The organism is Bradyrhizobium sp. 186 (assembly GCF_023101685.1).
Lineage (GTDB): Bacteria > Pseudomonadota > Alphaproteobacteria > Rhizobiales > Xanthobacteraceae > Bradyrhizobium.
The window spans coordinates 2,354,564-2,379,072 of the sequence record NZ_CP082164.1 but is presented as its reverse complement, the minus strand read 5'-3'; the positions used below and the strand labels follow the sequence as shown (position 1 = coordinate 2,379,072).

The window sequence follows — 24,509 nt, the reverse complement described above, 5'->3', positions numbered from 1 at the left end:
TGTCAGTGGTAGCTGACACCGTCGGTGTAGTCAGCCCGTCTGAATATGCAATCCACCTCGAGCAGGGACGCAGGATCCTGAGAATAGTAAGTCACAGGGCGCATCTGGCTCAACGTGAAGCCGGCCTCCCGCATGAAGTGGAGCGCCTCATCAAACTTCCAGGTGCCTTCATAGAGGTGGACGAGGGGCAATTCCAGCTGGACGCCAAGAAGACGATGAAGCGAACTCTTGCCGCCTCGCAATACATTCTGCTCGAACCCCTGCGTGTCGACCTTCAGGAACACACGATCGTCGGCGAATTCCGAATACATCGAGTCGAGCGTCGTGATCGGCACCTTGTCGACGCGGACCACATCAGCCTCATAGATGCTGTTGCGGCCGACCTCCGTTTGGCTGACAATCGAGCTCATCGCCGTATTCCTGCTGACGTTGATCTCGATGGTGCCCATGGTCTCGCCGAGAGCCAGGTTTCGGCAATCCCACTTCTCGTCAGCTGAGCAGTTCGTCTTGAGCCGTTCGAACACATCGACGACAGGCTCGAAAGAGACAACCCTGCCCGTGTAACCTCGCAACCTGAGTTCTTGCGCAAACTGGCCTTCGTTAGCCCCGACGTCCAGAACAAGGTTGACAGACCGTGAGTGGAGAAACTCCACCAAATCCGGGTGATGACGCCGAATTTCATAACCCGCTGATCTGACGATCGATTTCAGTCGGTCCTTCACTATCATGTCTCTGCTTCCCTGATTTCTAGTCCACTGACGAATCCGTCGATGCTTGCGTGTGTCATGGAGACGAAATGTTCACCGCCAACCGAACTGGCTCCGACGCCACCTGAGAATTGGTGACAAAATTGCCCGTCCCACATGACTGCGCCGCAAGCCAACTTTGACCAGGTCCACGGCCGGCGACGGAAGCGGAGGCATCAGGTCGTTTCGCGTGGTGAAAATTCCATCTCCCCGATCGACGTCGCATTCGACAGCCTTTCGCACGCGATCCCGCCAGGAGGCTGTCTCGTGCATCGGCGCCAGGCCTTCGTCTGTCCAATCGGGCTGCAAGCCCGTTGCAAGCGTTCGGTTGGCTTCGTGTTTGAATAGCGCCGGTTGCCCTTGACGTATTTCCAGCCGGCTCGATATCTGCGCAGGCGAGCGGTACGGAAAGTGCTTCAAGCGAATCCGCGACGGAAATGTCCGGCCCCGGTTATGCGGCCAGACCAACCCGCCCCAGCGGAGATCGTTGCGGTGGCGGACAAATCGGGGTTCACCCCAATTGTTCTGATAACATTTGAGCCTGTCTTGCACCGGACGATCCAGCCAGTCCGAAGGACTCTGTTCGTAATTCCGAAGATCTACGTCGGTGAAGTAGAAATTGAACGTAGCAGAGAGGACGAAGCCGTAGCTGTTCGGGACGCGCGCGAGGAAGCGGGCCGGATCGTCAATGTAGATTTCGTCTGAGTCTAGCCTGCACCACCAATCTCCCGGAGATGCTACACCGCGACGCATTTCGAATATTTCTCCGCGGATTTCGTCAGTGAAAATGCGATTGTCATGACCAACGATTTCGATCTTCGAGTTCCTGCTCGCGATGGCCTGTACCGTTTCCCACGTTCCATCGACACTGCCATTGTCAAAAACGAATATCCTGTCACTCCAGCTTAGAGCGGCCTCCAGAGCCTCGCTGACAATGTCGTTCTCGTCTCGAACGCAGCAAATGCTGAAAATCTTCATGCTGAAGGTCTCCTCACTTGGCGCCGATCAGGAGCCACCGACGCACCACGTAAAAATTGCAGCGATTCGTTTGTATGTTAATCCCTAGAGCGGAGGCATCCTGGTCGATCGAGGAACAGGGCCGACAACCGCTTCTTCTTTGAGGTCTGCCCGTCCGGTAGAATGAAGGTCCTTCAGTCCTTCCGTTCTTTGCCGGGCCACCAACAGCAGATTCCTTACCGGATCGTCATCCCCGACGGCCCCTCCGAGACTTGGGTGGGCATGCATTGTGCTTCTCGCGAGTTCCGGCCCGAAGACGCCTCCAAGACCGAGCAGAACGCCGCCGGCAAGCGCCAAGGCTACGAGTTGAGAGACTTGAGGAAATACAGGCGCCGTTGGAGTTATCGCTTTCTGCACTACTCTGAGGCTGGAAAGCTGGCTCTTTTTGGCGACCTCGGTGCTTATCTGCTCCTCCTGAATGCGGGCTGCATACTGCGCCGCAGCTGATGACGCGGTCGTGAGAACGCGCTTCAACCTTCCGTACTCGGCCTCTTTTGCAGAGAGCGATGCAAGTTCCTTACTCACTTTCTCGAGCTCGGCACCCAATTGATTCAGCAGCTCTATCTGCCCGTTGAGGTCGGCATTTATCTTCATCAGCGTCGACATGTTGTCCTGGTAGACCTTGATCAGAAGCAAGGGAGGCTGCTCCTCAAACTGGTCCGGCGGCTTAGCGGAGGAATCGAGGGGCCTTCGAGAGTCCGGCCCTGCCAGCGTGCTCACCATTCGGCTCACGGTCTTGGACTGCGTGACCGGCCGCAGGACGGCCAACTGGTCCGCGATCGCAAGTTTCTGCCCTTTCTTGTCCTCGATTGCACCCCGCGTCGTGGAGATCAGCGCGGCCAAATCACTGGCGCGCTTGAGCAGGAGTTGCCGCTGATCGTCGACGGCATAAATCGATGCCTCAACGGAGAAACGCTTCAGATCGGCAGCCGCGACCTCTGCCTCTTCCTCGAGGCGCTTCGTTTGCTGCTGAAAGAACTCCTGCGCGCCCGGCATTTGAACATCGAGACTTTGAACGGTTACCAATGCGTTCGCGAGCTCGTTCAGATAACTAGCGGCGATCGACGGATCCTTGTGACGGAACGTTATTCTCAACAGGTCGGATCGGCCCTCCTGCTTGGCATTGATGCGGTCTCGCAGACTGAGAATTCCAGACTGGTTACGCTCTATGTCTTCCTCTGCTTCCGCTCGCGCCTGTGGCTGCGGCCGCGGCTCTGCCGGCTCCTTGGCGAACACATCCCGAAGATCGATTTCCTTCCCCCATGCCATAAACCTGGCAAGGAGCGTCGGGTTAGAATCAGATGATAGCCTGTCGTAGCCAACGTTCTTCGCGGCTTCCAAAATGACCTGGTCGATCTTGGCGATGCGCGACAGTGATTCCATCCGGCTTTGAAGGTCAACGCCCTCCCCGAAAGGCGAGGTCGCGTTGCCGGAACGTTCCTTGATCCCCTGCCCGGCGCGCAACAGCACATACGCCTCGAACCGGTCCCCGACCGTCGCGTAGTAAAGAAAGGCTACCCCGGACGTCAGCAAAACGGCCAGGTAAATGATCCACTGTCGCCGCCATAACAGACCAAAGGCGCCGGCGAATATTGTGCTTCTACGTTCCACCGACGACTCCACTTCTTCTGATTGCCGCAGCCTCCACCGAAGCGCGCGGACCGATATTGACGACCGTCAAATCGGATTCAGCGATCGCCGACATGTTGAGCGCTGAGATTGGCCCAGTTCGAGCAGGCTAAGGCTGCTAACAGGGCACCGCGGGAACTGTACGGCCAGGGAAGTGGAGTAAGTTGGTTGTGAACGATCTGGCTCTGGGAAGAGAGACATCACACCGCGCTTCCGCCTCGATGGCCGTCCACGGCCGGTTCTTCGTGGTAACCTGCCTCGGCCTCGTGTTCCTGAACTGCTTGACGTTTCTCTACCACCTCACCGGATCGAGTGTATTCAACGTCCTGAGCAACTCGACAAGCCTGCTGCTTATTTCATGGTCCGCCTACCACGTACTGGTAACGAGAGAGGGCAGTGCCTTTTACAAGATCTTGCTGATGCTCGCCTGTATCTTCACAGGTACGAGCTATCTGGTGAATTTTGGCGCTTTCGAGCTATCGGACGGCTTGAAGCTCCTATCCATCTATTCATTCTACGTCGCAGGCCGCACTACGCCGGAGCGGTTGCACCGATCCGAGAAGCGGTGCATCTACGCACTCGCGGCTCTGCCACTACTTTTCAAGGTGGTCGGCCAGACGAAAGTCTATACCGGCATCGAATATCCTGACGTGTTCTCCTATTTTCCGAACACAAACACCGCAGCGCTTTACTTTTCGGCTCTATTCTTTGCCGTTTCTCCCTGGTTCGGAAACAAGGTCCTGATAGCGCAGTTCGTAAATGCTGCGATCATGAACCGAGTTGGCCCCGCATTGGCAACCATCGTCGCCATTGGTCTCTGGTCTTTCTTCCCGTTGAGACCACAGGTATTCGTCGCGCTCTTCTTGTTGGCAATAGCCAGCCTCGCCGCCTACGCGCTTGGCGCGCTGGATCGACTGATAACGGGTCTGAGCGCAATAGCGCTTATCTGGAGCCTCGACCCGAGCACCATCGCGCGAATGTCAACCAAGCAGTTGATCGATTTGACGGGTACGACGGACATGTCCGCGTTCTTCCGCATCACCCACTGGACGAACATATGGCAGATTTATTCGTCGCTAGGGCTCGGCGGAATATTGTTCGGTTACGGTGCAAGTCAGACCGGCGTCTTGACCGTGTTGCCGCTGCCGCCGCACAACGATTACCTGCGCGTGCTGGCGGAATACGGACTGTTGAACTGCGTGCTCTTTGTCGTTTTCGTGTTCAGCATAATGTTTTCGCTGAAGGAGCGGGCGGCGAAAACCATGTACACCGTGCTTCTCATCTATTTTTTGTCCGAGAACCTGATCGACAATTTTACGTCGATGACGCTGTTCTTCTCCTATGCGGGCCGGTTCACGTCGCCGAAATGGTCTCCAGCCGAGTGACGCGCAACTCTCGCACAGCGTAAAGACGGAACGGCCGATGGACTTCTCAATGTCCGATCTCATCAGACAGAACACGCGTGGGAATAGCGAAGGTTTTCCCGCAGGAGTGCCTCCGAGCTACAACTGGTACCAAGGCTGGAACGACGGGGGGCTATGGTCGCCGCCCGCGGATTTCAGCGCGGTTGAGGGTTGGGGGCAAGTCTACCCCAAGGTCGGAGCACCGCCCTATTCGAATCCAAATGCGGCGATCGAGGTCGCAAACGCGAAGACCTATGTTCGTATAAAGCAATCGGGTGAATGGGCGTTGGTACAGGACCAGTCTAAGACCCAGCTGACCGGAGGGCATTTCGTCCCGGACTTCGTGGGGAATGTGGCCATTCCTATGAAAGCAATCCCTCTGGCCGGCGCGACCATTTCCTTCGACGCTCCTCCAGCCGGCTATAACAACCATTTTTGGTACAAAGCTCGAGGGACCTACCCAGCCGGAACCGTGGATGCCGTCTATGTTCAAATGGACATGAGGACCACCGATCCGAACTTGCATCTCGTGGCCATGGTGGGCGCAGACTGGTGGCGGCATACGAAGGCCCCCTATCTTGATGATCACAGTAACAATCCAGGCATCGGCGGCAGCAACTGGATTGAGCTCTCGACCCAATGGAAGACGATCGGCTTCTATTCGATGAGCGCGGAAGAATTTCGCGCAGGTCCAGCCCCGCCGCTCCATGGATCAGCGATCGAAATGCCGCCCGCGGAAGCGCCCCCGCCCTCCCCGATGCCGAGGCGGGGCGGCGAGAAACTCATGGACGGCGGGTCGTTTGAGCCGACGGCTGGTTCGGGCGAGCGGAAGATTGCCAACGTCAATGACGGTTCTCATCAGGCCCCGCAAAGCTATCACCAGTTTATGGAGGCCGGTTCGCGCCTCACCTTCGCCGGCTCGATCAAAACGACCGATGCCTTGTCGAACGACTCCCTTCTGGTGCTCGCCTTGGCCTTGGGAGCATTGGTCAAAGTCCGTCGGGGCGGCTCGCCGGGCCGAGCAAGAAGGCGCTGGAGCAACGTGCCATGACTGCAAAATCGTGGAGACTGCCAGCTCTTCGCGCCGCATCCAACGAGATGCTGCACCTGGATCTGCTAAGATTCGTCGCCTCCGTCGGTATCGTCGTTCGCCATTCTTTTGAATTCTTTTTTCCAGCGGCCGTCCGGCCCACGCTGCCGAGCGGCCTCGCTTTGTTCGTCGACCTGTTTTTCGTGATCTCCGGATTCGTGATCGCGCACGTGTATCAAGGAAAGGTCGATACCCTCTCCGGTTATGGCTCATTTCTTCAGAGACGAGTCGGACGGCTCATGCCGCTCCACTGGTTGACGCTACTAATTTCTATCATTGTCTGGTTCGGATTTGTCGCGCTCGGCAAGGCGGGGACTCACGAACCGGCTTTCGAGCTTCGCTGCATCGCAGAGACTGCACTTCTCCTGAACGCAATGGCGATCTGCGGCAATGGAATTTCGTTTAGCAGCGTGTCTTGGTCGATAGGCGCCGAGATGGTGATGTATCTGATGTTCCCGCTTTTCGCCTGGGCGGGCCTTAGATCAAGGCTGGGACTTCTCGTGGCAGCTGTCCTCACCCTTGTTGCTGCTATTGTCGTCGACTTGGCCCAGAACGCAGTCGATCGCTCGTGGGTAGATGTGTGGCCGCCCTTCAGGGCGCTCCCCTCCTTCATGATTGGAGTCTCCCTATTCCACTTTCGAGACAAAATCAGCGTGATTCCTGCGCCCGGGCGCTTCTTGCTATTGTCCTTCGTGCTGCTGCTGGCCTCGATGATTACGTATGTTCACCACCTGGTTGCACTCGGGCTCGTCTATGTCGTATCGATCGCGGCGGTCGCAGCCGACACGCAGCGGATCGTGCCAACATTTGTGAACCGCCTCGCCCCTCTTGGGCAACTCACCTACTCACTTTACATGTGGCATTCTCTCATCGTTTTGATTGTCATGAATGCGGTTGCCGACAAGCTGGTTCACGCTTCCACCAGCTTGATGTCCGCATTCTGCGCGATGTGCTACGCGATCATCTTCGCAATTGCGTATCTCTCGTACTTTTTTATCGAGACTCCAGCACGGCGCTATATCGACAATCTTGGCTCGAAACGGGCGCGCACGACGCCGTCGGCGTCTTGGTATTCAGCTACAAACGGTCTAAATATCGGACAAGCCGAGCGTAACGACACGCGCCTGAGCAATAAGCTGTAGTTGCTGGGTGCCAGAACGCTCGCGCCAGTGCGTGCGAACAGTGAGCAACGCCTGACCGTCATGGCCTGCAACACGTTGCCACGTGGCCCTGCCAAATAACTGAACGCACGACGTCCCAGCCTTGCAGCTCCGATTAACGGCCCTGCGTCGTCGCTGACATCAGTTCCAATCGTTCAGCCAATTGATGTTCGTCAAGTCGGCCACGTATTCGATGCCTACGGTATAGGCGGAGAAGTTTAACTGATTATGGGTCGGTCCTATGTCTGACGCTCATCATTTTTCCGCTATGCACTTGCTGCTCACAACACCTGGATGTGCGGTCCGCACCCTTCGGCGGCTCCAGACTTGGCTCTTGCCAATCGGATTGGCTGCGTTTTTTGTCGCCACTCCAGAAGGCGCCGTTTCGTCAAGCGGAGCCGTCGCGGCCGGACTCTCGTTGAACGTCATCGAGCAGAATACTCCCGGTTACAGCGAGGCATTTCCCGCCGGCGCTCCCAAAACGTCATCATGGTGCAACGGCACCTCCAAACCTGATGACGGTGGCCCCCCTTCGGACTTCACGGCCGTCACAGGACTAGCTTCGGTCTTTCCAGAATTTGGCGCGCCCCAACCCGCCAATTCGGACGGAAAGATCCTCGTGGCAAATGGAAAGACGTATGTACGCCTCCGCGCCACAAAGGAATGGGCCCTCGTGCAAGACCAGAATGAAAACGAGATCGTTGGAGCCCATTTTGACGCTATGGCTCCCAAGAATCTGGCCATCCAAATGAAGGTCGAGGTGCAAGCCGATGGAGGCACCCTTGTCGGCGGTCCTCCGCCTGGCCGCAACGACCTGATGTGGATGGTGAGACGGGGCAGCTTCGCTGCCGGAAGCGTGGATGCAGTGTACATGCAGATGGACATGAAGACGTCGGATCCGAACATGAAGGTTGTCGCCAACATTGGAGCCGACTGGTGGCGAGCCCCGGATTCGCCGCATAGTGGCGTTAACAATCGAGGGGCTGGCAACAGCAACTGGGTCGAACTGTCAGCAGACTAGTCTACCCTCTATTTCTTCTCCGGGAGCACCTCGCAATTTACTGCGGACGCCCCTCCACCGTTGACCGAGTCGCCACTTCCGACACAACCCGCGAGCACGCGGCGCGCCCCAAATTCCTCATCGCCGTGCCTGCGCGTCCTGGCACCTCGATAACACCTTGTGTGAAGCACCCGATGTCGGTGAGCTTGCGAATTAAGCCGCTCTGAATATGGACCAAGGGTCGGCCGTCGACGTCGCGTCCTCATGACATATCTCTGCGCTCACGAACCTTCTTTCTGCTGTCTCATCATGAAGCACCGGATCTCGCGGTTGAGATTCGTCAAGTTCATGAGACGCATGGAGCAATATCCTTCCGCTGATCTACGGGCGCGAGGGACGAATGATCGCTAAGGGTAATGCATTGCTGCGGCTAGTCTTTTCGAAAGAGGCTCTCGATGTCCTCAGCCACATACGGTTCCAAGCATTTATCTTCTACAGTCACCGGTCGTAGCCCTTCGCTGCAAAGACCGTTTCAAATCGTCATCATGGCAGGCGATTTCCTGCTGGTTCTGCTCAGCTACATCTGCGCTAACCTCGCTCATCGTGAACTCATGGGAATTCCGGCCGACCAGGAGCTTTCAGTGGGCGCCGGCTTGATCGTGGCCATGCTATTTGTCACGATTGCTTTCGTTCAAGGCGGCTACGACCGTCACAATCTGCTAAATGCGAGCTGGCAATCGCGCAAGATCCTCCTTGTTTGGGTCTTGTCACTGACAATTCTGGCGGTTGCTGCATTCCTGTTGAAATCAACGGCCGTTCTATCCCGCTTCACCATCATTTTGTTCGCGGTAATGGGCCTCATTGGCCTGGGCGCACACCGCGCGGTCTGGCGCCTCGTCTTGACTTCATCCTTTGCCAAGGGCCACTCCTTCAAGCGGCGGGTCGTGTTGCTCAGCCCAAGACCACTCGATTTCACCTCCAGCCGTTTCAAGGATTTGCGCAAGAACGGTTTTGAGGTCGTGCATCACGTCGTGCTGAATTTGACGTTGCAGCACGACGATGCAGCGTGGGACCGGGATGTTCTCCAGATCGTTCGAGGGTCTCGTGCGGCGGAAGCAGATGAATTTCTCCTCGCTTTCGACTGGAACGAACTTCCAACATTACAAAAGCTGAGCCAACGGTTGCGCCAGGTACCAAATGCCGTTCGCTTGCTGCCTGATTTTGCGATCGCGGACCTCGTGTCACGGCCTTTCGTGCCCTTCAGCGGCACGATGGCGATCGAAATCCAGCGGCCCCCTCTTTCAATCGCCGAACGTGCCCTGAAACGCGGCCTCGATGTCAGCTTGGCCTCTCTAGGGCTGTTGTGCATGGGCCCGCTACTGATCATAATAGCGATTCTGATCAAGCTGGACTCCCCGGGCAGCGTCATTTTTCGTCAAACACGACGCGGTTTCAACGGCACGCCGTTCGATATCTGGAAATTTCGCAGCATGACGGTTTCGGATAATGGCCCCGAGATTAGGCAGGCAAGCAAACGGGATGCGAGAGTTACCAGGATCGGGCGTCTCTTGCGCAGGACGAGCATCGATGAATTGCCTCAACTCTGGAATGTCCTGCGCGGAGAAATGTCGTTAGTTGGCCCGCGCCCGCACGCGCTTGCGCACGACAACTACTACAATCAGATGATCAGTAACTACGCTTATCGCCACCACGTGAAGCCTGGCCTAACTGGCTGGGCCCAAGTCAACGGCTTCCGTGGTGAAACACCAACCATCGACTTGATGAAAAAGCGCGTCGAATACGACGTCTGGTATGTTACCAATTGGAGCATCTGGCTGGATCTTCGCATTTTAATGCGTACAGCGATTGTGCTTTCGAGCCTAGATGCTTACTGAGATCGCGATTCCACAGGTGTTCATTTCGCGATGGCGTTGTGCTGGCGGGTAGAAGAAGCTTTCGCTGCTGAACCGTGGCAGTGAAGGACAATCAAGCCGCAACGGCAGCATCAAGCTCATTTTAGAAGCGTGGGTTGTAACTATCTCGCCGAGGGCTGGGCTTGCGCGCCCATGACCCTCGGATAAGGATGACTCTAGGCGAAATGCGCGCTAGTGGCGCGCAGGCCATGTTCGGCTTTTGCCAAGCCTAAAGGCGGGGCCACAACATTTATTTGGCTCGTGAGCGGATCCCGGCGAATGTTATGGCGCCGCCAGCTTAGGGAAGTAAGAGCACGCAGATAGCTTACAGAGGCGGATCATGGGGAAGGCGGCCAACAACGAGATTCGGAGAATCCGAGCAAGGTTCTTTAGCAATCTGAGCGCCGGGACTGCGATCGTTGCGATAACGATGATGTTCGCGCCATTTTTCTTTCAGTCCATGCGGGAGCTGCATTTGAAAGCAATAGTTTTGACCGCCTGCCCGGTCATTTTGCTTTTGATCCTCTCGTGGAGCTGGAACCTCAAGGCGATGGATATTGCGGCCGAGATCGAGGACTAGACGTAATCCCCCGCGGATCACCATGGGGAACCGAAGTCACTTGACAGGTCGGAAGGTATCCCTTCGAGATGAGGTGATAGTCCCGGCTGATAGGAAGACGCGCACCTCGCGGGCGACAATTTGTCACCGAGTCGGTTTTGACATCCATCAAATTTAGGAGATCCAAACTTCGTACGAACGGCCGGCAATTAACCGCGGCGTTTGAAATTGAGTTGGGCGGCATACACTCTCAATTGGACCCTTCAAACTGGCGCCTTGGTCTGGTTGACGAGCAGCACCAGGCAGCAAGGCCTTCCGCCAGTAGGCATCGATTTGCCTATCCTTTTGGGGCATGCCACGATCATATACGGCACTGTGCTTGCCTCATCACCCTCTGCCGTTGTTATCGAAGTGGACAGCGGCCATCTCCGGCGGCTCACTCCAGCGACTTTCCCTTTCCCCACACCTCGATTCGTGGGCTCAGAATGGATTGTGCAGCGGAGCGTCTAAAGCCCGCGTCAGCTGAGCAGCCCGCCAGCGTGCGCCGCTACGCTGCTGAAGGCCATTTTCAGAAATGCAACCAGTTGAACGTCGCGCCCGTCCATATTGTGCGCCCCGGCATATTCAGCCGTGAGCTCTACGACAAGCGAGGAGACGCGAACCAAGTCGATGCGGACCTGCGGCGCAACAGTCCCATTCGGCATCACGTGGGTAGTGGGTCAAACACGCCGTCGAACGCTCACCCCTGCCTGCTCTAGCACGGACCGTTTGACCACGACCTTCGCCCTCTTATTGATCAATCAACTGGAACCATCTCTCAAGGCCCCCAAGTGAAGCAAACAGTGACGACATGACCGACCAACCGATTGTCCTTGTCACCGGAGGCGCCGGCTATATCGGCTCGCATTGCTGCAGGGCGCTGGCCGCGGCGGGTTATCAGCCCATCGTCTATGACAACCTCTCCACCGGACATCGCAGCTTTGCCACGGGTGCGCTCGTCACCGGTGATCTGCTGGACGAGGCAGCACTGGCGCACACCTTTGCCGAGCACAAGGTTTCGGCTGTGATACATTTCGCGGCGGCCAGCCTGGTCGGAGAGTCGGTCGCGGACCCGCAGAAATACTACATCAACAACGTGCAAGGCACGCTGTCGCTGCTCAAGGCCATGCGCGATGCCGGATACAATCGCATTGTGTTCTCCTCGACCGGCGCGGTCTATGGCAACGCCGACTCCAAGGCACTGCCGGAGGACTTTCCCTGCACGCCCATCAACCCCTACGGCGCATCGAAATGGATGATCGAGCGCATGCTCTCCGACTATCGCTCGGCCTACGGCTTCGGTGTCTTCTGCCTGCGCTATTTCAACGCGGCCGGCGCCGATCCGGCCGGCGGCATCGGCGAGTTGCGCGACAACGAGACGCATCTCATTCCGCGCGCCATGATGGCGTTACAGGGGCATGTCGGCGATTTCGCCGTGTTCAGCGACGACTACGATACGCCGGATGGCACCGCGATCCGCGACTACATCCACGTCACTGATCTCGCCGCAGCTCATATTGCCGCGCTCAAGCTGCTGCTCGAAGGACATGCGGGCGGCAGTTTCAATCTCGGCACCGGCTCGGGCTTCTCCGTGCGCGAAATTCTATCCGCGATTAAGCAGGAGACCGGGCGCGAGGTGCCTCATGTTGTCAAGCTGCGACGGCCGGGCGATCCGACCTTCCTGGTCGCCAATCCCTCGGCAGCGCGCCATGTGCTGAACTTCGTCCCTCGTCATTCCGACCTGCCGACCATCATCCGGACGGCATGGGCTTGGCATCAGAATGCGCATCCTTTAAAGCGGGCCTGACCGTCGAGGCATCCGTCATCGATACCTGACGGGGCCCTCAAGGAGAGGGGCGTTGGTTCCTCATTGTGGGCATCCTGGCAAGGGACGGGTTCGCCCATTGAGGCCTATCCCAGGCGCGTTCTCGCCCCAGCCATGGCCCGGCCCGCTTGTGTAACGTCCATCGATGTCGGTGCCGAATGCGCACAAGCGCATCATTCGATTGGTTGTCCGATTTGCTCGTCGTAATACCCTATTCTACGATGAAGACCTGACGGACCTGCCCCAACTTACCCCCGCGGTATATCTTGAGATGAAAGCAGTGGAGATGGTCGATATCGTCACATAACGCGCGATGCCTAGTTCGATTTTCGAGATTCAGAAATGGAATCCCATTCCAAACGCGCTCAAAAATTTGGCAAGAATAGAGCTGCTTATATAACGAACTTAGTGCTTTGAGGGCTGGCTGGGGCGAACTGGGTATCCGTCGCACGATCATAGTCGTTCGTTGCACTGTGGTGATCGAAGTGATCGGATCATCCCGAGTGGTCTGCGTATGCAGACACAGATCCCGTGGTCAGGGCGTGTGGCCCGGACCTGATCTTGGGGTCTGGATTGCGGGACGAATCGTTACCCGGCAGTGACCATGCGCCACAACGTCTCAGCCAGCACGGCATAGCCCTTGTCGAGAGCTTCAGGTGCCGTGAATTCATGCGGATTGTGGCTGAGCCCACCCTGGCTCGGCACGAATATGAGCGACGCCGGGATGCGTTTCTGGATCGCCAACGCGTCATGCCCCGTGATGGTCTTGAGTGTCATGGCCTTGCAGCCGAGATCGCTCGCAACGGCCAGGATCAACTCGACGCCAGCCGGGTCGAGCAAGGGGGCCGCCCGCCTGTCGTCGGCGGCGATCGAAATGTCGACTCCGATCTCGCGAGCCTCGCGTTCGATCCGCTTCAGAAAACGGTCACTGATGGCGGCAACCACGGCTTCTTCTTCGTGTCGGATCTCGAACCAGACTCTAGCTCGGCCTGCTACCACATTCGGCGAATTCGGGTAAACGCTGATGCGCGCCGCGGAGGCGTGCGCACCCGCGTTTTCGCGTGCGACTTCGACGTAGAGGGCTTCGATCGCACGAGCCGCCGCGCGCAAGGCGTCGCGACGCAGGGCCATCGGCATCGGGCCCGTGTGCGAATAATCACCGTCGAAGACGACCGACAGTTTTCGCGTCATCCAGGCGCCGGAAACCGCGGCAATGTCCCGTGAAACCTGCTCGAGCCGATCGCCCTGCTCGACGTGAAGTTCCACATAACGTACGGGGCGATACTCGAGCGGCGTGACACCACAGTAGCCGATCGCGGCCAGCGCCGCGCCGAGCGTAACGCCGTCGCCGTCCGCACAGGCATAGGCATCCTGCAAGCTCAAGCTGCCGGCGAAAGCGGAGCTGCCGGTCAGGCTCGGCTGAAACCGCGCTCCTTCCTCGTTGGTCCAGTTCGCGACGGCTAGGTTGCGTCGTGCGGCGCCGGGGTTGGCAAGACAGCGCTCCGCGACCGCATCAACCGCAAGGAGCCCTGCCAGCACGCCATAAGCACCATCGTATCGTCCGCCCGTCGGCTGGGAATCGAGGTGCGAACCGGCGATCACGACGTCGTCCGATGCAGGTTCGAGAATTGCGACGCCGAACATGTTACCGATCGCGTCGATCCTCGGGACAAGGCCGCGGCTGCTGATCTCGCGCAGGAAAAGGTCGCGAGCCCGCTTGTCGAGCGCCGTTGCCGCAAGCCTGCAAACGCCGCCGTCGTCGGTCGCGCCAATCGCCGCGAAACTTGCGATGAGATCGTGCAAGGCGGTCATGTTCCGAGATCGCCGCGAATCGCTGCAAGCGTCAATTGCTCGAACTCTGGTTCGGCCAACCGCCGGGGATTGGCGCCCGCAGTCGGATCCTTGACGGCATCGGCCGCAATTGCCCTCGCATCGGCCTCCTTCACACCGAGCTCCGCGAGCGTGTGCGGCACGCCAAGCTTCTTCCGAAGGGCCAGGATCCAGGACAGAACAGCATCGAAATCCCGTCCCGGCAGATTCAGCGTCCGGGCAATGTGCGGGATCTTGTCGGCGATCGCACGCCTGTTGCAGACGAGAACATAGGGAAAGACCACGCCGTTGGTAAGCCCATGATGGGTATCGTATCGCGCACCGATCGGATGGGACACCGAGTGGATGGCGCCCAGTCCCTTCTGGAATGCGGTGGCCCCCATCGACGCCGCGGCGAACATGTAGGATCGAGCCGCGAGATCGCGACCATTCTCGACCGCGCGCGGCAGGTAGGTGTCGACGATCTTCATCCCCTCAAGGGCAATGCCGTCGGCGAGCGGATGAAACGCATTGACGCAATAGGCCTCAAAGCAGTGAGACAGCGCGTCCATGCCCGTCGCCATCGTGAGAAATGGCGGGAGGCCGACCGCAAGCTCGGGGTCCTCGATCGCGATCTTCGGCATCATCGCGGGATGGAAGATGATCTTCTTCTCATGGGTGTCTTCACGCGTGATCACACCGGCACGGCCCACCTCGGAACCCGTGCCGGCCGTGGTCGGCACGGCGATGATCGGCACGATGCCGTCCGTGTTGGCGCGGGTCCACCAGTCGCCGATGTCCTCGAAGTCCCATACCGGCCGCGACTGCGCCACCATGAACGCCACGCATTTTCCGACGTCCAGCGCCGAACCTCCGCCGACCGCGATCACGCCGTCATGACTACCGGCCTTGAATGCGCCCACCCCGGCGATCAGGTTCGCTTCGGTCGGATTTGTCTTCACATCGGAAAATATGCCGAGCGGTATGCCCGCCTCGCGAACGCGGCTGACAACGCCGGTGATGAGATCGGTCTTGGCAAGACCGTGGTCGGTGACCAGCAATGGCCTGGCCAGGCCGTATGTCCGGCAGGCCTCGGGAAGTTCGGCGATCCGGCCCGGACCGGCGGTGACGCGCGTCGGAAAATTCCAGGCCCCGGTGATATGAACGTCCATATGCGGCTCTCAGTGCTCGATGCGAAGGTGGAATGATTTCGATCGGGTCAGCGCCTCAAAGCCGAGGCGCGACATGCCGAGGCCGCGCCCGGAGTCCTTGACGCCGGTCCATGCGAGTGAGGGATCGACATAATCACAGCGATTCATGAACACGGTGCCTGTGGCGGTAGCGTCGCCGACGCGTTCGGCCGCGGCAGCATCTTCGGTCCAGACCGACGCCGTCAGTCCGTAGGGGCTGTCGTTCATGAGTACGACGGCCTCCTGGTCGGACGAGACCTTCATGATACCGACCACGGGACCGAAGCTCTCTTCCATCATCACCCACATGGAATGATCGACGTCGACGAGAACCTGGGGCATCAGATATGCCGTGCCCCCGCTGTCGGCGGAGAATTGTTTCGGATCGATCAGCGGACGGGCGTTCCTGGCGAGAGCTTCGTCGACGTGCGCACGGACCGTGTCGGCGAAACGTGTCGCCGCCATCGGACCCAAGGTCGTATCCTGCAACAACGGATTGCCGAGCCGGTAGCGAGAGGTCAGATCGGCAAATGCGCCGACGAAGCGATCGTAGATCTGTTCGTGCACATAGACGCGCTCGATCCCACAACAGCATTGGCCGTAATTGTAGAACGCGCCATCCACGAGTTGCTCGACCGCAAAATCAAAGTCGGCATCGGGCCGCACATAGGCCGGATCCTTCCCGCCCAATTCCAGCCCGAGACTGATGAAGGTCCCGGCCGCCGCCCGTTCGACCGCGCGAACGCCGGCAACCGATCCCGTGAAATTCACATGATCGACCGAACGAGATGAGATCAGTTTTTCGGTCGCGGAATGGTCGAGCGTCAGCGTCCTGAACAGCCCCTTCGGTAAGCCGACGAGGTCCATCGCGGACTGGAGGCGGTCACCGACGAGCAAGGTCTGCGCGGCATGTTTCAAGATCACGGCGTTGCCGGCCAGCCGCGCCGGGACAATCGCGTTGACAGCCGTCAGGTAAGGATAGTTCCAGGGCGCGATCACCGGCACAACGCCTGCGGGAACCCGCTTGATCATGCGCCGAAAGCCGGCGCGCTCGTGCGCGACGGGGGCCAGCGCCTCATCGCTGAGCTCTACCAGCCCGCGAACGCGCTCCTCGAGACTGCGCAGTTCGCCGCCGTAGCGCACAGGTCGCCCCATCTGCATGGCAAGTTCCGGAACGACCTCGTCGTTCTGCGTCCGCATCACATCAAGGAAGGCAAGCATCCTCCCCTTACGCTCTGCGAGCGGGACCGTCGACCACTGCTGCTGGGCCTGTCGCGCCAGCGCAAGGATAGTCGCGATCTCCGCGTCAGTTGCAATTGGGCGCCGGGCCACCTCGCTGCCATCGATCGGTGAAATGCAGATAATATCGCTCACGGTAGGTCACTCGTTCGAGGGAAGGAGGAACGGGATCAGGTGATCTCGAAGTAGCGCGCAAGCTCCCAATCGGTGATGGCTTTGCGGAATTCGCGTTCCTCCCACTGCCGTGTCATGGCGTAGTGATCGACGAAGACGTCTCCAAACAGATTGCGGGCCGCCTGCGAAGCCATCAATCGCTCGGCGGCTTCCGACAGCGTGCGCGGAAACGCACGCTCGGGCGGGTGCGTACGCACATAGGCATTACCGGCGACTGGCTCGCTCGGTTCGATTTTGTGCTCGATCCCCCAGAGCCCCGATCCCAGTGCCGCGGCGATCGCAAGGTACGGATTGATATCGGCGGCAGCGACCCGGTATTCCACACGCTGGCTCGCCGGCTTGCCGGGAATGACCCGCAGCGCACAGGTGCGATTCTCGATTCCCCAGGTCGCATCCGTCGGCGCCCAGAAGCCCGGCACCAGACGGGAATAGCTGTTCACGGTCGATGCGACCATCGCAAGCAGTTCCGGCAGCAGTGCCTGCTGGCCGCCGACAAACCAGCGCATGGTGTCGGACATGTTGCCGTGGCGTCCGCTCTGGTAAAATACCGGATCGCCGTCCTTGTCGCGCAGCGAAAGATGCAGGTGCCCGGATTGTCCAGGATACGCGTTCGACCATTTGGCCATGAAGGTGAGCATCTTGCCCTGACGCTCGGCCCATATCTTGGAGAAGGTCTTGAACAGCACCGCTCGATCGGCAGCCGCGAGCGCATCGGTGTACTGGATCGCGGCTTCCAGGACACCGGGCCCGGTCTCGGTGTGCAGGCCCTCGATCGGCATGTCCATCTCGTCACACAGCTTGAGGAGCGAGCGATGGAGTTCCGACTCCACAGAGGCACGCAGCATGGAATAGCCGAACCAGCCCGGCGTGAGATTCTTCAGCCCTCGAAAGCCCTTTTCCCGCACGCTGTGGGGGGTTTCATCGAACACGAAGAACTCGAACTCGGCGGCCACTGACGGGGCAAGTCCCATGCTTTCGGCACGATCGACGACCCGGCGAAGCAGCCGGCGCGGGCACAGCTTTTCCGCCTCGCCCTCGAACTCGCCGAGGAAGAACAGCATGTTCTCTTCCATCGGGATATCGCGGCAGGTCGCGGGATCGATGCGGGCAGTGGCGTCTGGAAAAGCCGTGTGCCACCCGGTAAACTTGCCGGCGTCGTACATCTGGTCGTTGGAATCCCAACCGAAGATGATGTCGCAGAAGCTGAGGCCGCTCTCCAGTGCGCCAAAGAACTTGTCACGCGCGAGATATTTTCCACGAATGATTCCATCGAGATCGACGACCCCAAGTTTGACGTGGGACAGACCCCGTTCCTCGACAAGAGCCTTAGCATCGGCAGCGGTTTTTACGTTTCTTGCACCCATGAACTTTGAACGAGCCCCTTAAGCCGGCGCAATCGCCTGCAACTCTTCGTCGCAAGCGGTGATGAACATATCCGCGTGATCCGTGCCGAAACACAGCGGCGGACGAATCTTGAGCGTACTGCCGAATGGTCCTGTAGCGCCGATCAGGAAGCCGCGCTGGCGCAGGCGGTTGATCAGCATGATGGCGAGCTCCGGCGCCGGCTCCTTGCTCTCACGATCAAGTACGAGCTCGAGACCGATGAACAGACCGGCGCCGCGAACATCGCCGATCTGGATGTGGCGATTGCCGATCTCGCGCAATCCGTCCATCAGATGACGTCCGACCTCGCGCGCATTCTGCAACAGGCCCTCATCTTTGATCACGTCGAGCACCGCAAGCCCAGCCGCTGCGGCCACCGGATTGCCGCCGAACGTGTTGAAGTACTTCACTTCCGCCGCAAAACGATCGAGCAGCGGTGCACGCAGAGCGACGCCTCCCATGGGAAAGCCATTGCCCATGGGCTTGCCCATGGTCACGATGTCGGGGACAACACCATGGCGAGCGAAGCCCCACATGGCTGCGCCGGTGCGTCCGAAACCGGGCTGCACCTCGTCGGCGATGAACAACCCCCGGCGTTCGTGGACGAGCTTTATGGTCGGTGCCAGGAAGCCGGCCGGTTCGGCGTAGACACCGTCGCTCGAAAAGATCGTGTCCACCAGCAGCCCTGCAAACCCGACACCGCTTCGCTCGAGATCGGTAATTGCCGCCGCAACACTGTCGGCGAAACGCCTACCGGGATCGCCGACGGGATTGCGGAACATCTCAGGCGCTGGCACCACACGCACATGGGACGGCAATGGTTGGCCGGGACGTGAGGACGGCGATACGTCGGTCACGGCTGTGGTGTTGCCGTGATACGCCGTCTCCGTGACGATGAAGCCGGCCCGGCCGGTTGCGACCTTCGCGATCCGCAGCGCGAGATCGTTAGCCTCGCTACCAGTGCACGTCAGCACCAGATGATCGATTTCGGATGGGAATGTCGCCAACAAGCGCTCCGCATAGGCATCGACCACGTCGTTGAGATAGCGCGTGTGGGTGTTGAGCACGCCGACCTGGCGGCGAATGGCCTCGACGACGCGGGGGTGCGAATGCCCGACCGATGGGACGTTGTTATAGAGATCGAGATATCGGCGGCCGTCGACGTCGAACATGTAGACGCCCTCGGCGCGCTCCATTCGGATCGGCTCCTGGTAAAACAGGACCGAAGCCTTGCCGAAGGACCGCAGGCGTCGTTGCACAGCCTCCCCGAGTTCGGCGCCCATCACGGACGCACGGCTCTGGTCGAAGGCGTTCAACGCCAGAATTTCTCTTTCCTGCTGCACCACACGCCTCCTCTGACCGCGCCTTGCGCAAGTCAAAGCGATCGCCGCGGCGACCGCGCCGCGACCATTCCACGATCAGCTTGGAGAAATGTGTGAATTCCCACAATGACAAAGCGGATCAGAGGCAAAAGACATCAGAGCGTCAGACACACAACTCCACGCAACCAAAGATACGCCTTACATCTCAACCTGTTGCATGCAAGAGGACGACACGTTGCGAAGATTGTAGGCAGTCGACTGCACAAAATTTGCGGGACTTGCCACAAACTTAGTGTGGCCTCCCAACCCGCCCTGAGAAAGGATCACTCATGCCGACGACCGGCTGCGTTCGGGACGGCGAGGACAGCTGAATGACGAGCGAGCGGTTGCAAACCAGCGACGCCCCACTGGCCGACAAACGGCCGCGAAAGACCGATGGCGATCGCCTCTCGAAGCTGGCGCGACACAAGCACATCATCGCCCAACTCACCGCCGCTCCTACTCTGCGAGCCTCCGAGATTGCCGCGGTGCTTGGTGTATCCGGCGAAACCATACGCCGAGACCTCGTGGAGCTTCAGGAACAGAAGCTCATCAACCGAACCTATGGCGGCGCTTCCCGCCCGTTTGCGCTCGAACCGGCTCTCACCGATCGCAAGGCGCTCATGATCGCCGAACGCGAAGCGATCGCCGCCGTGATCGCCGACCTCGTTCTACCAAACGAAGTCCTGATGCTGGCCGCGGGCGCCACGACGTTTCATATCGCGAGACGATTGGCTTCGCGCGCGCGCGACATCACGGTTATCACGCACGACTATGCGATTGCGGGCGCGCTCGCGGTCAATTCATCCATCCGGGTGCTGTGCTGCCCAGGCCGCTATCACCCGACCGAAGGCTACGTGTTCGGTACACAGACGATCGCCAACATCAACAGCTACGAGGCCAACCGTGCCATCGTGAGTGCGACAGGCATCAGCGCCCGGGGCGCGAACGATGCGGATGATGAGGCCGGCGCGATCTATGGCGCGATGGTGAAGCGCGCTGCGGAAGCGATCCTTGTCGCCGATCACAGCAAGTTCGACCAGCGCGCTCTGACCGTGTTTGCGCATTGGACCGATATCGACCGTCTGGTTACCGACCGGCAACCGGAAGGAGCTCTGGCAACGGCACTCCGTGAAGCCGGAACGGAGTTGATAGTTGCCCAACCCTGAGAAAGACCAAACCATGGCAAGCCTCACATCTCTTGCTTCTCGCGAGGAGTATACTGGCCTTGATGATGGTGGCGGAGACAAGGGTCCTGCACCGCATCAGCGAACCAGGATCGGACGCCTGGATCTTGAACTCGTCGCGCCGCACCAAGCCTTCACCTGCAGTTGGAAGCGCATCTCCAGCATCCACGATGCTTCCTATGTGCTTGTATTTCCTCTGACAGGATGTGTGGCATTCAGTCAGGACGGCCGCGTCGGTATTGCCCGAACTGGCGAATATGTCCTGCTCAGCGAACTCGCCTTCTACGAATTGTCGTCCGACAAGACCGCACGCTTTCTGGTGCTTCGGATCCCGGCCGCGGAGCTGCGCGGACGTCTCATCTCGATCGAGGATCACATCAGCCGACGCTTCAAGCCGAACCAACAGATGACCCGCCTTATGGCCGGAATGATCGGAAACGTGGCCGAGCTGTTCATCGAGTTTCCGGCGCCGAATCCACAGGCGCTTGCGACCGAAGTTATCAGCTTCGTAGCGCTCACGATCGGCTCGGAGGACCGGGGCGCCGCCACAGACGTCCGCAATGCGCGCTATCATCTGCGCCGCAGGATCGTTGATTTCATTGAAAGCCATCTCGGCGACCAGTCGCTGTCACCGAAGAAAATTGCGGCCAGCAGCCGAATCTCGCTGAGCTATCTCTACAGTCTATTCACGGACAACGAAACCACAGTCAGCCAGTTCGTGCAGACCAAGCGGCTGCAGCGAGCCTACGAAATCCTGGTTGCCGATCCCAAGGGCCACCGTACCGTGTCAGAGGTCGCCTACGAAGTGGGCTTCAAGAACGTCTCGCACTTCTCGCGCTGCTTCAGCCGTCATTTCAAGGTGGCCCCGCGAGACGTTCGCCAGGCACCGGAGGCCGCGCCGCAGCCGGGCCCAGGTACGCGCGCTGCCGAACCGAACGGATCGTCTTCGCCACGAATGGCCTCTTCACGCAGGGCTTTCGGGTCCCCGTATTGGGACGTCCACAAGCAAGAGCTTCACGAGACGGTTTAGAGCCGAATTCCCAAGGCCAGCCGTTGCGCCGCTCATGCGCGACGTGCTTTCCCCTGGAGCAAGCATTGGACGACATTCAAGACAAGGTTTCTGCGAACGAACTCGCTTCGTTCTTCCATGAGCTCGCCGACATGGCCGGCCGGATAGCGTTGACCCACTTTCGTTCCAGCGTCGATTTCGAACGCAAGCAGGATCTGACGCCGGTGACGATCGCCGATCGCGCGATCGAAGTGGAATTGCGGCGCTTGATCAGCGCGCGCTTCCCAGATCACGGCATCCTCGGCGAGGAGATGGGATCAACCCTGGGCGATCGCTACACCTGGTATCTCGATCCGATCGACGGAACGAAGAGCTTTATCTCTGGCATGCCGCTGTTCGGCACGCTTGTCGCTCTCGCCGACGAGCGCAAGGGCGCGGTCGTCGCCGGCATGATCGACATGCCGGCGCTGGCCGAACGGTGGTACGGCACGCCGCGTGGGGTCACGTTCAACGGCAAGCCCGCCAAGGTGAGCCGCACGGCAAGATTGGAAGACGCACAGATCTATACATCCTCGCCGGACTTCTTTACGCCGCAGGATTGGGCTCGCTATGACTTGCTGAGCAAGAAGGCTATGTTCCGACGATTTGGCGGCGACTGCTATCAGTATGGGCTACTGGCGTCCGGCCATTGCGATCTCGTCGTAGAGACGTCGCTCAAGTCGTTCGACTTCATGGCATTGATTCCCGTGGTCGAGGGCGCCGGCGGAATCATACGCGACTGGGATGGGCGGCCACTCACGCCGGTCTCCGACGGACGCGTGATCGCCGCGGCGAACGACAGTCTGCTCAAACAGGCCCTGGCCGTCCTGAAGCAATAGTCGCAAGAGGCGGACGACGCCGGCTCACACCAACCGCAACCAACTGTCCCAGCGCGGGTCATACATCACGTCGTGGGCGCGCATGTATTTCCAGACGCCGTACTTCTGGTAATCGAAATCCCACGTGTTGAGCTTGCGGTTGACGACCGCCCATGAGGCCCATTTCATGTCCGCGAGCGCACGGTTGAGAATGACGCGCGCAATCATCTGCGGACGAACCTCGCCCAGATATTGCTCGATGAGGGCTTCCGTCAGCTTCTCATCAAAGAACATTTCGGCAAACAGCACGCCGAGCTCGTAGCTGCGCTCATTGTTGGAGGAAAATTCGTAGTCAATCAGCTTCATCGGCCTGGGCGCGCCGGTTTCGGCCGAAATGAGGAAATTCCCCGGCATGGGGTCGTTGAAGCACGGTACGAGGTCGAGGCCCGACGCCAGGAAGGCTGACTTGGCCTGATTGTAGCGGTGCATCAGCCAGGGCATGTCCTGCGGGAAATGCGACCCCAGTTCCTTGCCCTGCTCGATATGTTCCTCAATCATGTCGAAGATCGTCTTGGTCTGGCCGAGCTTGGGGCCGCCATGCAAACGGCGATAGAGATCTAGAACGTCGGACTGGATGGCGGAATCGCCGAAATCCGCATTGGTGCAGGCGCGATAGCCCTCGAGAAATTCGCTGATCTCCAGCCCGTCCGCCGCATCGAAGAAGATGACCTCCGGCCCGACACCCATGGCATGGGCATTACGCGCGGCCTCGTTGGCGGTGACGCGATTGATGAACATTTCCGAGCCCTCGCCCGGCACCTTGACGAAATAGCGGCGCCCGTCGCCGGAAATCTCGACCAGCCAGTTCTGGTTCGACAGGCCGCCGAGCAGCGGCGCATAGGCGCCCTCCTTGCCGCGCCATTGCGGGACGCGAGCGATTGCGGCTTCGACGTTGCGTTCGTGAACCGTGGTCCCCTCACCAACTTTTCTGCGAACAGTCATGCGATCCTCCGAAGCATCTCGCCAAAGCGGGGCTCCCGAACCACCATGCGGCAACGCACGAAGCGCCAACTGGCGAATTTGTAGAACTCCAGCGTATTGCGCGTCGATTTGACGGCGAGCAGCGCGCCGATCAATCCCCAGCGCAGATCATCAGCCACGCCATAAATCCGCGCACGGTTGAATGCACCCTCCTCGAACGTCCCGGTGCTGCGGGTGAAGACGTCGCGCGCCTCAGGCTCCTGTGCGAAGGCCTCGACGAGGAAGCTGCCAATATCCTCCAACGGGTCGGTCGTTGTCGCGCGATCCCAGTCGATCAGACGAACCTCGCCTGCGTCGTTGATCAGGATATTCGAAACATTGCCGTCGCCGTGGATCGGCACCGCTGTGATATCGAGCGTCCGGAAGGCGTCGGCCGCAAACCGCAACTCCTTGACCAGCCATTCGGCATCCGACGGCAACTGGGCTTTGGCGGCCGCCGCCGCAGCATAGAAATGCTCGATCTCGTCAAAGACAGTCTTGCGGCGTGGCAGCGGCGGTCCAGACTGAAACAGGCGCATCGCCGTAATCACGGCGTCGACGATGTCGGGCTCGAGCATCCGTTCCAATGTACCGACCCGCCAGCCCCGGTTGAGATCCTCCATCACCAGCAGGCCTGCTTCCGAATCGGCCATGAGCACCTTAGGGCCAATGCCGAGATCGGATGCACGCTGCGCCGCCTCGAAGGCGCACGCCACGTCGATATAGAGCTCCGCATCACGATCCATGCTCTTGATAAAGATGCTTTCGTCGCTGCCCTTCTTGGTGGCGCGCCAGGGAAAACCGTCGACACCGCGCCAGCTTGGCGAAGCCAGAATCGGGATGGCAGGTTCGATCACGATGTCTCCGGACCCCCATCCGGGGAGCCTGGCAATGTAATT

20 protein-coding genes are annotated in these 24,509 nt (G+C 59.3%); 10 read left to right on the top strand and 10 right to left on the bottom strand.

Annotated features, from left to right (window positions below; translation table 11 throughout):
• Positions 1-2: 2 nt before the first annotated feature.
• From IVB18_RS11075 to IVB18_RS11065, 3 genes are all read right to left on the bottom strand, one after another.
• On the bottom strand, positions 3-728 hold the full coding sequence (locus IVB18_RS11075) for an FkbM family methyltransferase (protein ID WP_247989202.1): 726 nt from the start codon (positions 726-728) through the stop codon (positions 3-5).
• A gap of 72 nt (positions 729-800) precedes the next feature.
• Positions 801-1,724 carry a glycosyltransferase family 2 protein gene (locus IVB18_RS11070; RefSeq protein ID WP_247989201.1) on the bottom strand — a complete coding sequence of 308 codons (924 nt, stop codon included), beginning with the start codon at positions 1,722-1,724 and terminating at the stop codon, positions 801-803.
• Positions 1,725-1,808: 84 nt separating this feature from the next.
• On the bottom strand, positions 1,809-3,374 hold the full coding sequence (locus tag IVB18_RS11065) for a hypothetical protein (RefSeq protein ID WP_247989200.1): 1,566 nt from the start codon (positions 3,372-3,374) through the stop codon (positions 1,809-1,811).
• Between the two features lie 188 nt (positions 3,375-3,562).
• Between IVB18_RS11065 and IVB18_RS11060 the strand changes: the two genes are divergently transcribed.
• The 7 genes from IVB18_RS11060 (at position 3,563) to galE (ending at position 12,363) form a co-directional block, all read left to right on the top strand.
• Complete coding sequence (locus IVB18_RS11060; protein WP_247989199.1) at positions 3,563-4,777, top strand: O-antigen ligase family protein; 1,215 nt, start codon at positions 3,563-3,565, stop codon at positions 4,775-4,777.
• Between the two features lie 49 nt (positions 4,778-4,826).
• Positions 4,827-5,846 carry a hypothetical protein gene (locus tag IVB18_RS11055; protein WP_247989198.1) on the top strand — a complete coding sequence of 340 codons (1,020 nt, stop codon included), beginning with the start codon at positions 4,827-4,829 and terminating at the stop codon, positions 5,844-5,846.
• Positions 5,843-7,027 (top strand): acyltransferase, encoded by a 1,185-nt coding sequence (locus tag IVB18_RS11050; protein ID WP_247989197.1) that lies wholly within the window; start codon positions 5,843-5,845, stop codon positions 7,025-7,027. The genes IVB18_RS11055 and IVB18_RS11050 overlap by 4 nt, the downstream gene beginning before the upstream one ends.
• A gap of 436 nt (positions 7,028-7,463) precedes the next feature.
• Positions 7,464-8,066 carry a hypothetical protein gene (locus tag IVB18_RS11045; protein ID WP_247989196.1) on the top strand — a complete coding sequence of 201 codons (603 nt, stop codon included), beginning with the start codon at positions 7,464-7,466 and terminating at the stop codon, positions 8,064-8,066.
• Between the two features lie 434 nt (positions 8,067-8,500).
• Positions 8,501-9,940, top strand: a complete 1,440-nt coding sequence (locus tag IVB18_RS11040; RefSeq protein ID WP_247989195.1) for an undecaprenyl-phosphate glucose phosphotransferase — start codon at positions 8,501-8,503, stop codon at positions 9,938-9,940.
• Positions 9,941-10,298: 358 nt separating this feature from the next.
• Complete coding sequence (locus tag IVB18_RS11035; RefSeq protein WP_247989194.1) at positions 10,299-10,538, top strand: hypothetical protein; 240 nt, start codon at positions 10,299-10,301, stop codon at positions 10,536-10,538.
• A gap of 829 nt (positions 10,539-11,367) precedes the next feature.
• Positions 11,368-12,363 (top strand): UDP-glucose 4-epimerase GalE, encoded by a 996-nt coding sequence (gene galE / locus IVB18_RS11030; protein WP_247989193.1) that lies wholly within the window; start codon positions 11,368-11,370, stop codon positions 12,361-12,363.
• Positions 12,364-12,969: 606 nt separating this feature from the next.
• Here the strand turns inward: galE and IVB18_RS11025 are convergent.
• Genes IVB18_RS11025 through IVB18_RS11005 form a run of 5 tightly spaced genes read right to left on the bottom strand, consistent with a single transcriptional unit; the run spans position 12,970 to position 19,519 of the window.
• Positions 12,970-14,193 (bottom strand): allantoate amidohydrolase, encoded by a 1,224-nt coding sequence (locus IVB18_RS11025; protein WP_247989192.1) that lies wholly within the window; start codon positions 14,191-14,193, stop codon positions 12,970-12,972.
• Positions 14,190-15,362: an iron-containing alcohol dehydrogenase gene (locus IVB18_RS11020; protein WP_247989191.1), complete on the bottom strand. Its 1,173-nt coding sequence runs from the start codon at positions 15,360-15,362 to the stop codon at positions 14,190-14,192. Before IVB18_RS11020 ends, IVB18_RS11025 begins: the two co-directional genes overlap by 4 nt.
• Before the next feature lie 9 nt (positions 15,363-15,371).
• On the bottom strand, positions 15,372-16,754 hold the full coding sequence (locus IVB18_RS11015) for an aldehyde dehydrogenase family protein (protein ID WP_247989190.1): 1,383 nt from the start codon (positions 16,752-16,754) through the stop codon (positions 15,372-15,374).
• 35 nt (positions 16,755-16,789) lie between these two features.
• On the bottom strand, positions 16,790-18,157 hold the full coding sequence (locus IVB18_RS11010; RefSeq protein ID WP_247989189.1) for a glutamine synthetase: 1,368 nt from the start codon (positions 18,155-18,157) through the stop codon (positions 16,790-16,792).
• 18 nt (positions 18,158-18,175) lie between these two features.
• On the bottom strand, positions 18,176-19,519 hold the full coding sequence (locus tag IVB18_RS11005) for an aspartate aminotransferase family protein (protein WP_247989188.1): 1,344 nt from the start codon (positions 19,517-19,519) through the stop codon (positions 18,176-18,178).
• Positions 19,520-19,869: 350 nt separating this feature from the next.
• On the opposite strand from IVB18_RS11005, the gene IVB18_RS11000 reads away from it, so the two are divergent.
• The 3 genes from IVB18_RS11000 to IVB18_RS10990 all read left to right on the top strand — a co-directional run bounded on the left by IVB18_RS11000 (position 19,870) and on the right by IVB18_RS10990 (position 22,611).
• On the top strand, positions 19,870-20,706 hold the full coding sequence (locus IVB18_RS11000; protein WP_247989187.1) for a DeoR/GlpR family DNA-binding transcription regulator: 837 nt from the start codon (positions 19,870-19,872) through the stop codon (positions 20,704-20,706).
• Positions 20,707-20,719: 13 nt separating this feature from the next.
• The gene (locus tag IVB18_RS10995) at positions 20,720-21,754 is read left to right on the top strand and encodes a helix-turn-helix domain-containing protein (protein ID WP_256476721.1); all 1,035 of its coding nucleotides are present in this window, start codon (positions 20,720-20,722) and stop codon (positions 21,752-21,754) included.
• 65 nt (positions 21,755-21,819) lie between these two features.
• The gene (locus IVB18_RS10990) at positions 21,820-22,611 is read left to right on the top strand and encodes an inositol monophosphatase family protein (RefSeq protein WP_256476720.1); all 792 of its coding nucleotides are present in this window, start codon (positions 21,820-21,822) and stop codon (positions 22,609-22,611) included.
• A 24-nt stretch (positions 22,612-22,635) separates the two neighbouring features.
• On the opposite strand, the gene IVB18_RS10985 is transcribed toward IVB18_RS10990, so the two are convergent.
• Positions 22,636-23,592 carry a choline/ethanolamine kinase family protein gene (locus IVB18_RS10985; RefSeq protein WP_247989185.1) on the bottom strand — a complete coding sequence of 319 codons (957 nt, stop codon included), beginning with the start codon at positions 23,590-23,592 and terminating at the stop codon, positions 22,636-22,638.
• Positions 23,589-24,467 (bottom strand): phosphotransferase, encoded by an 879-nt coding sequence (locus tag IVB18_RS10980; RefSeq protein ID WP_247989184.1) that lies wholly within the window; start codon positions 24,465-24,467, stop codon positions 23,589-23,591. Before IVB18_RS10980 ends, IVB18_RS10985 begins: the two co-directional genes overlap by 4 nt.
• Positions 24,468-24,509: the final 42 nt, after the last annotated feature.